The following is a 7,648-nucleotide window of genomic DNA, read 5'->3' on the forward strand; positions in this document are numbered from 1 at the left end:
TGGCGGCTATGGCGAAGTGGTTAACGCACCAGATTGTGGCTCTGGCATTCGTGGGTTCGATTCCCACTAGTCGCCCCATATACATTTTCAAATGTTGGGGTATAGCCAAGCGGTAAGGCAACGGACTTTGACTCCGTGATGCGTTGGTTCGAATCCAGCTACCCCAGCCATGTATGCGGAAGTAGTTCAGTGGTAGAACACCACCTTGCCAAGGTGGGGGTCGCGGGTTCGAGTCCCGTCTTCCGCTCTTCGTTTCATGGCGGCATAGCCAAGTGGTAAGGCAGAGGTCTGCAAAACCTTTACCACCGGTTCGAATCCGGTTGCCGCCTCCATTTTTTTATGCGCCGGGGTGGCGGAATTGGCAGACGCACAGGACTTAAAATCCTGCGGTAGGTGACTACCGTGCCGGTTCGAGTCCGGCCCTCGGCACTGAAAAGCCTTGACAAAATAATAAGGCATGCTACAATTTGATTGTCTCATGCCGATGTGGCGGAATTGGCAGACGCGCACGACTCAAAATCGTGTGGGGTAGCCCCCCGTGTGGGTTCGACTCCCACCATCGGCACTAGAAGGATTCCTGTTAATCGCAGGAATCCTTTTTTATTTCCTCTTATACTTTTCCTTTTCTCCAGGACGCTCCAGCTTTGCTTTTTCATCCTTTTAGTTTTTATATTTTACGAAAATTTTCGTAGGATAAATATATTTATTTCATGTTTTATTATAATTTTTCGTTTAGGGGTGAAAGATTTTATTGACTTATACGTCAATTATTATTATGATTAAGTTACGAAACAAATGAAAGAAAGCGCTTTTTTAATTTTTTATTAACGAAAAATTTCGTAGGAGGTCCGAAATATGCTTCAGTTTCCGAAAGATTTCATCTGGGGAGCTGCTACTTCATCGTATCAAATTGAAGGAACGGCGACTGGAGAAGATAAAATTTACTCGATTTGGGATCACTTTTCTCGTATTCCGGGTAAAGTAGCGAATGGTGACAATGGAGATATTGCAATTGATCATTACAATCGCTATGTTGATGATGTCGCATTAATGAAAGCGCTTCATTTGAAGGCGTATCGATTTTCTACTAGTTGGGCGAGACTGTATACAGAGACGCCAGGTAAGTTTAATGAGAAAGGACTAGATTTTTATAAGCGTCTTGTGCATGAATTGCTAGAGAACGGTATCGAACCAATGTTGACTATTTACCATTGGGATATGCCACAAGCTCTTCAAGAAAAAGGCGGTTGGGAAAATCGCGATATTGTGTATCGCTTCCAAGAATACGCTTCGTTTCTTTACGAAAACCTCGGTGATGTCGTAAAAAAATGGATTACGCATAATGAGCCGTGGGTCGTCACTTATTTAGGGTATGGTAACGGTGAACACGCGCCGGGTATTCGAAACTTTACATCGTTTTTAAAAGCAGCTCATCATGTTCTCCTCTCCCACGGGGAAGCAGTAAAAGCGTTTCGGGAAATCGGTCCGAAAGACGGAGAAATTGGAATTACGTTGAATTTGACGCCTGGATATGCAGTTGATCCGAAAGATGAAAAGGCGGTCGATGCAGCGCAGAAATGGGACGGTTTTATGAATCGTTGGTTTTTAGATCCTGTATTTATGGGACAATATCCAGCAGATATGTTAGAAGTGTATAAAGATTATTTACCAGATGTTTATAAAGAGGGAGATTTACAAACGATTCAGCAACCGATCGACTTTTTCGGATTTAACTATTATTCAACAGCAACATTAAAAGATTGGAAAAAAGGTGAACATGAACCGATCGTATTTGACCATGTAAGCACAGGCAGACCAGTAACAGATATGAATTGGGAAGTCAATCCAAATGGTTTATTTGATTTGTTAGTGCGGTTGAAGAAAGATTACGGTGACATACCATTGTACATTACTGAAAACGGTGCTGCATACAAAGATCGCGTTAATGAAGACGGTAAGGTAGAAGATGATGAGCGAGTTACTTATATACGAGAGCATTTAATCGCTTGTCATCGTGCGATTGAACAAGGAGTCAATTTGAAAGGATATTATGTGTGGTCGTTATTCGATAATTTTGAGTGGGCATTTGGCTATGATAAACGCTTTGGGATTGTATACGTGGATTATGAAACGCTAGAGCGCATACCGAAAAAGAGTGCATTATGGTATAAGGAAACGATTATAAACAACGGATTGAAAGCAGAAAAAGATAAATAAAGGAGGTGATGGGGGAAGGGAAGAAGTTTTCTTCGTCATAGCGGGAAGTGTCGGGGATTGGCCGCTACTACGAAGAAAACTAAAGGAATTATAACGTGAAACAAGCAAATGGGCAAATGAAAGGTGTAAACGGTATGAACACATATTGTGAAAAAGCGAGGGGGAAAGAATGATGAAGAAACGAGCTCTCATGTTGCTGTTAGCAGTTGTCTTTATGTTCGCGACAGCGTGCAGCAATCAGTCTCAAAGTGATAACGAATCAAAAGACAAGGGTTCAAGTGAAAAAGTGAAGTTGAACATGTGGGTATTCGGAAGCACGGGTTATGAAAAATTAGCTGAAGAATATATGAAAAACAATCCAAATGTTGAAATTAAAATTCAGTCAACACAGTTTGACGACCATCATAACGCACTATTTACAGCGTTATCAGCAGGAAGTGGTGCGCCGGACATCGCAATGATTGAAGTAAACAACATTGAACGTTATCGTGAGGCGCAAGATCGTTTTTATAACTTATACGATTTTGGTGCAAAAGACATTAAGGATAAGTATTTAGATTGGAAATGGCGCATCGGTGAAAGCGCGGATGGAAGCTTTTTGTTCGGTCTTCCGACAGACATCGGTCCGACAGCTATGTTTTATCGCGCAGACGTATTTGAAGCAGCAGGACTTCCAACAGATCCAGCTGAAGTTGCTAAGTTAATTCCAGACTGGAATGCATATGCTGAAGTCGCTGCAACAATTAAAGAAAAAACAGGAAAGCCAATTGCAGACAATGTTGAACTTGTGTACAACGCATTGCGTGACCAAGCGCCTGTGCAATATTTCAATGAAAAAGAAGAGTTGCTAATTGAAAAAGAACCTTATATTAAACAAGCGTACGATTATACAGTTAGTTTAATTCAAAAAGGTTACCTTGGCAGCAACGGATTATGGACTCCTGAATGGGGTAATGCGATGGAAAAAGGAAGCTATGCAACATTACTTGCTCCTGCATGGATGCAAGGGGTAGTGAAAGGAAATGCGCCAAATTCAGCAGGTAAGTGGCTTATTACAAACATGCCAGGTGGAGCAGGAAACTGGGGCGGTTCTTATTTAACGATTCCAAAAGAATCAAAGCATCCGCAAGAAGCATATGACTTCATTCAATGGCTCGTCGCGCCAGAACAACAATTAAAATCGTTTAAGGATATGGGGTTATTCCCATCTGCTCCTTCTGTATATGAAGCACCTGAGTTTAAAGATTACAAAGATGAGTACTTTGGTGGAGTAAATACAGCTCAAGTATTTGCAGAAGCAGCGCAAAAAGTAAAAACAGTGTACATGGGTAAAAACTACGGACTCGTTCAAGGGGAAATCATTAAAGCGTTGACAAACGTACAAAAGAAAAAAGCTGATCCAGAAAAAGAATGGGAAGAAGCAATTAAACGTATTAAGCGTCAACTTGAACGTCAATAAAATACACGCGGAAGGGATTTATTCCCTTCCCCTACTATGATTTTTGGAGGGAAATACAAATGGTATCCCATAATCATACAAACGCAACCGTCCGTCCAAAAGGATTGAGTGATAAGAAAAAAACGGCATTAGCTGGCTACTTATTTATTTCTCCGTTCTTTCTTTTATTTGCGATCTTCGGTGCTTTTCCAATGCTGTTTAGCTTTTATTTAGCCTTTCAAAAATGGAATGGATTCGGCGAAATGACATTTGTCGGGGTGAAAAACTTTTCACTTATTTTTACTGATCCATTATTTTGGAAATCGATTTATAACACGATTGTGATTGGTTTATTAGGAACAGGTCCACAGCTAATTGCGGCTTTAATTTTAGCCGTTGCTTTAAATTCAGCAATGGTCAAGTTTAAAAGTGTATTTCGTGTCGCTTACTTTGTGCCAAACGTAACATCGATTGTTGCGGTAGCGATTGTTTTCACCGTTTTATTTAGTGAACAAGAAGCAGGGTTAGTAAATGCTACACTTGGCTTGTTTGGCATTTCGCCTGTAAGCTGGCAAACATCTGAATGGGGAGCGAAAATTGCGATTGCGACGATGATTTTTTGGAGATGGGTTGGATATAACTCGATTATTTTCTTAGCGGGATTGCAGAGCATTCCGAAAGATCTTTATGAAGCAGCTGAAATTGACGGAGCGAAAAAATGGCAGCAGTTTCTTTTCATTACTGTGCCGATGTTGAAGCCGATTATCGTATTCGTTGTATTCACAGCAACGATCGGATCGCTACAAATTTTTGCTGAACCACTTATTTTCGGAAGTGGATTTAGAGAAGAAAGTATGACGATCGTGTTGTATTTATGGAGAGAAGCGTTCTCGAATAACGCGTTCGGAACAGCATCTGCGACAGCCGTCTCGCTATTTTTACTCATCATTGTATTTACGACAATTAACTTCTTTGCGTCCAATCGTTTAGATAAATCGGGCAAGTAAAAACATGGAGGTGAATGAAGATGCAACGTAAAAAGGGATTTGTGAATAAAGTAACAATCCATGTATTGTTGATTATCGGTGCGTTATTGTCGGTTTTTCCGCTATACTGGATGTTTGTTATGGCGACTCAGCCGAATCATGTCATTAATAAATTACCGCCAGCTGTTGTACCGGGAGATAAGTTAGTCGAAAACTTTCAAAACGTATTAGAAAACGTCGACTTTTTTGGGGCGATGTGGAACTCTTTTATTGTTGCTAGCTTAACGACGCTTGGGGTGTTATTTTTCAGCTCTTTAGCAGGTTTTGCATTTGCTAAGTTGCAGTTTAAAGGTCGGGAAAAGCTGTTTGCTGTCATTTTAATTACGATGATGATTCCGCCACAATTAGGGTTAATTCCGCAATACTTCATTATTACAAAGTTAGGTTGGTTAAACGATTTAAAAGCCATTATCGTTCCAGGTTTAGTTAATGCGTTCGGTATTTTTTGGATGCGTCAATATATTAAAGACGCAATTCCTGATGAATTGATTGAAGCGGCAAAAATTGATGGATGCAGTATATTCCGTGTATATTGGAATATCGTCGTTCCTTCGATTTTACCAGCTTTTGCGACGCTTGGTATTTTAACATTTATGTTCGTATGGAACGATTTCTTATGGCCATTAACTGTATTGAGAGATGAATCAAGCTACACAATTCAAATTGCTATTCGCGCTCTTCAAGACGCATACGTGAAAGACTATGGTATGATTTTATCAGGAACATTTTGGGCAACATTGCCTTTAGTTGTTGTATTTTTAATGTTTAATAAGTTGTTCATTTCAAGCTTGACGCAAGGATCCGTCAAACAATAGTGACATAACCGCCAACTAAAGCGCATTCATTTTTTACGGGAACATTTATGTTATAATAAAGGTAAGATTATAAAGTTAAGAAGGGATCGTATGAAAATTACCATTAAGGAAATTGCGAAATTAGCGGGTGTGTCACCAGGTACGGTATCGAAAGTATTAAATAACTATCATGATGTCGGTGAGGAAACGAAAAAAAAAGTGCTAGAAATTATGGAGCAGACTGGGTATGTCGCTGCTCGCATTCAAAAAGATACTGCTCATAAGTCGAGAGTAGTTGGCGTTATTTACGCCGGAGAAATCAACGCGGATTTCAACCACCCGTTTTTTATTGAGGTAATGAACTCTTTCAAAAAAACAATGGGAACGTTCGGTTATGACCTCCTCTTCTTTTCAAATGAACAATTCGAAGAAGGGGAGGAAGATTATTATGAGCGTGCTATGCGTTACAAAGTAGACGGAGTAATCATTATTAGTGGTGAAAAACTTCAACCATCTATTTATCGATTAGATATGAGCGACATTCCATGTATTGGGGTGGATATTCCGCTTGAAGGCAACCGTTCTGCGTATATTATGACAGATAACTATAAGATTTCAGCGAAAGTAGTAGAGCATTTTTACTTATGTGGCTATCGACATATCGGCTACATTGGTGGTTTGCCAGGCGCACAAGTGACAAAAATTCGTGAACAAGGATTTCGCAACACGATGAAGGAATTTGGATTAACAATTCACGAAGAATGGTTCGTTCAAGGGGACTTCTTTATGGAAAGTGGCTATGAGGCGATGAAAAAAATATTAGGTTCGTCACATCATCCTGAAGCGGTATTTGCAGCGTCAGATTTAATGGCATTTGGTGCAATGAAAGCGGTAAAGGAACACGGATTAAAAATACCTGAGGATATTGCGGTTGTTGGGTGTGATGATATCGACGCATGCAATTATACCGATCCACCTTTAACTTCCGTTCGTCAAGATAAAGAAAAAATCGGACGACTTGCTGCATATATGTTAAGGGATATTATACACCGCCAATTTCAGCCGAAAGCAGTCATGGTTGAACCGGAATTAATTATTCGCGAATCTTGTGGAAGCAATCGATTGTACGGATTAATGTCTGGGAAGATGTAAGCAAAAAAAGCCCCCTATCGTTACAAACGTAGGGGGGTACTCATTTTCAACAACATGTTTTAAAATAGATAATTTATTTTCCCAAAAACGTTCATAAAATGACAGCCATTGCTTTAATTCTGTTAACGGTTCAGGATGAAGATGATAAATTTTTTCTCGTCCTGATTTTCGACTTTGGACTAAATTTGCTTCGGCGAGAATGTTTAAATGTTTCGTAATGGCTGTACGGCTAATTGGAAAATGCGCTGCAATCGCAGAGATCGGTAATTCTTTTTTTTCTGCCAACAAACGTAAGACATCTCTTCTTGTTTTGTCTGCAATTGCTTGAAAAACATCATGCTTTTTTGTTGGCTCCACGTATTATGCCACAACCTTTCGAAGCTTTTCTAAAATTCCTGTCCATCCGTTTGCCATACGATCACGAACAATAGATTGTTTTTCATTTGCTTTCGGAAGGATATCGTCTGCGCTTCCCCATCCTCCATGAATAAGAGTAAATTCTGTTTTGTCTCCTAAGTCTTTTAAAATGAAGGAAACGATCCATCCGTCTTTATCCCATGAAAAAGAAAGAAGATGAGGCTTCTCCACTTTTAACACTTTACATGGAGAAAGTCCAAAAGGGGTTTGTAAATGAAACTCATGTCCTTCAATCGCCTGAAAATCATTTGGCATAAACCATGAGGCAATTCCTTCGGATGTAGAAACAATGTCCCATACTTTTTGAATAGGCGCTTCGATGATAATCGTTTATTGGATATCTTGCACTTTTTGGCTCATCAATGATCCTCCTTAAATTATATAACCTTTTCGTTTCATTTTTATCATATGAAACCTTTAGGTGTTATGTAAAATTTCTTCTTCATTCGTCACATACTATTGTCTAGAATGTAGGTTATCAATTTTATTAAAATCATAGAATAATGATAAAGATTTTAATAAAATTGTTGTAACTATTCACCCCAGTGCTAGTGTATAAAAAAGCCCAACACAAATAGGGCATC

At 39.5% G+C, this 7,648-nt stretch carries 7 protein-coding genes and 6 tRNA genes; 11 read left to right on the forward strand and 2 right to left on the reverse strand.

The genetic code is table 11. The features are described 5' to 3' along the window. The first annotated feature begins 2 nt into the window (after nucleotides 1–2). The 11 genes from CS060_RS13510 to CS060_RS13560 all read left to right on the forward strand — a co-directional run bounded on the left by CS060_RS13510 (nucleotide 3) and on the right by CS060_RS13560 (nucleotide 6,647). A tRNA-His gene (locus CS060_RS13510) sits at nucleotides 3–78 on the forward strand. Nucleotides 79–95: 17 nt separating this feature from the next. After that, nucleotides 96–170 (forward strand) — tRNA-Gln (locus CS060_RS13515). 5 nt (nucleotides 171–175) lie between these two features. Next, nucleotides 176–247, forward strand: a tRNA-Gly gene (locus tag CS060_RS13520). Nucleotides 248–258: 11 nt separating this feature from the next. After that, a tRNA-Cys gene (locus CS060_RS13525) sits at nucleotides 259–332 on the forward strand. Between the two features lie 11 nt (nucleotides 333–343). Beyond that, nucleotides 344–429 (forward strand) — tRNA-Leu (locus CS060_RS13530). A gap of 51 nt (nucleotides 430–480) precedes the next feature. Then, nucleotides 481–565 (forward strand) — tRNA-Leu (locus tag CS060_RS13535). 290 nt (nucleotides 566–855) lie between these two features. Further along, nucleotides 856–2,217 (forward strand): GH1 family beta-glucosidase, encoded by a 1,362-nt coding sequence (locus tag CS060_RS13540; protein ID WP_035047927.1) that lies wholly within the window; start codon nucleotides 856–858, stop codon nucleotides 2,215–2,217. 169 nt (nucleotides 2,218–2,386) lie between these two features. Then, nucleotides 2,387–3,676: an ABC transporter substrate-binding protein gene (locus CS060_RS13545; RefSeq protein ID WP_035047932.1), complete on the forward strand. Its 1,290-nt coding sequence runs from the start codon at nucleotides 2,387–2,389 to the stop codon at nucleotides 3,674–3,676. 59 nt (nucleotides 3,677–3,735) lie between these two features. Further along, a complete protein-coding gene (locus tag CS060_RS13550) occupies nucleotides 3,736–4,662 on the forward strand; it encodes a carbohydrate ABC transporter permease (protein ID WP_035047935.1) in 927 nt (308 codons plus the stop codon). 14 nt (nucleotides 4,663–4,676) lie between these two features. Beyond that, complete coding sequence (locus CS060_RS13555; RefSeq protein WP_035047936.1) at nucleotides 4,677–5,516, forward strand: carbohydrate ABC transporter permease; 840 nt, start codon at nucleotides 4,677–4,679, stop codon at nucleotides 5,514–5,516. A 69-nt stretch (nucleotides 5,517–5,585) separates the two neighbouring features. Then, nucleotides 5,586–6,647: a LacI family DNA-binding transcriptional regulator gene (locus CS060_RS13560; RefSeq protein ID WP_255350572.1), complete on the forward strand. Its 1,062-nt coding sequence runs from the start codon at nucleotides 5,586–5,588 to the stop codon at nucleotides 6,645–6,647. Here the strand turns inward: CS060_RS13560 and CS060_RS13565 are convergent. Then, nucleotides 6,627–7,004 (reverse strand): ArsR/SmtB family transcription factor, encoded by a 378-nt coding sequence (locus CS060_RS13565; protein WP_052025553.1) that lies wholly within the window; start codon nucleotides 7,002–7,004, stop codon nucleotides 6,627–6,629. The genes CS060_RS13560 and CS060_RS13565 overlap by 21 nt on opposite strands. Before the next feature lie 3 nt (nucleotides 7,005–7,007). After that, complete coding sequence (locus CS060_RS13570) at nucleotides 7,008–7,391, reverse strand: SRPBCC family protein (protein WP_231563593.1); 384 nt, start codon at nucleotides 7,389–7,391, stop codon at nucleotides 7,008–7,010. Between the last annotated feature and the right edge of the window lie 257 nt (nucleotides 7,392–7,648).

Origin of the sequence: Anoxybacillus flavithermus (assembly GCF_002742685.1) — a bacterium.
Lineage (GTDB): Bacteria > Bacillota > Bacilli > Bacillales > Anoxybacillaceae > Anoxybacillus > Anoxybacillus flavithermus_E.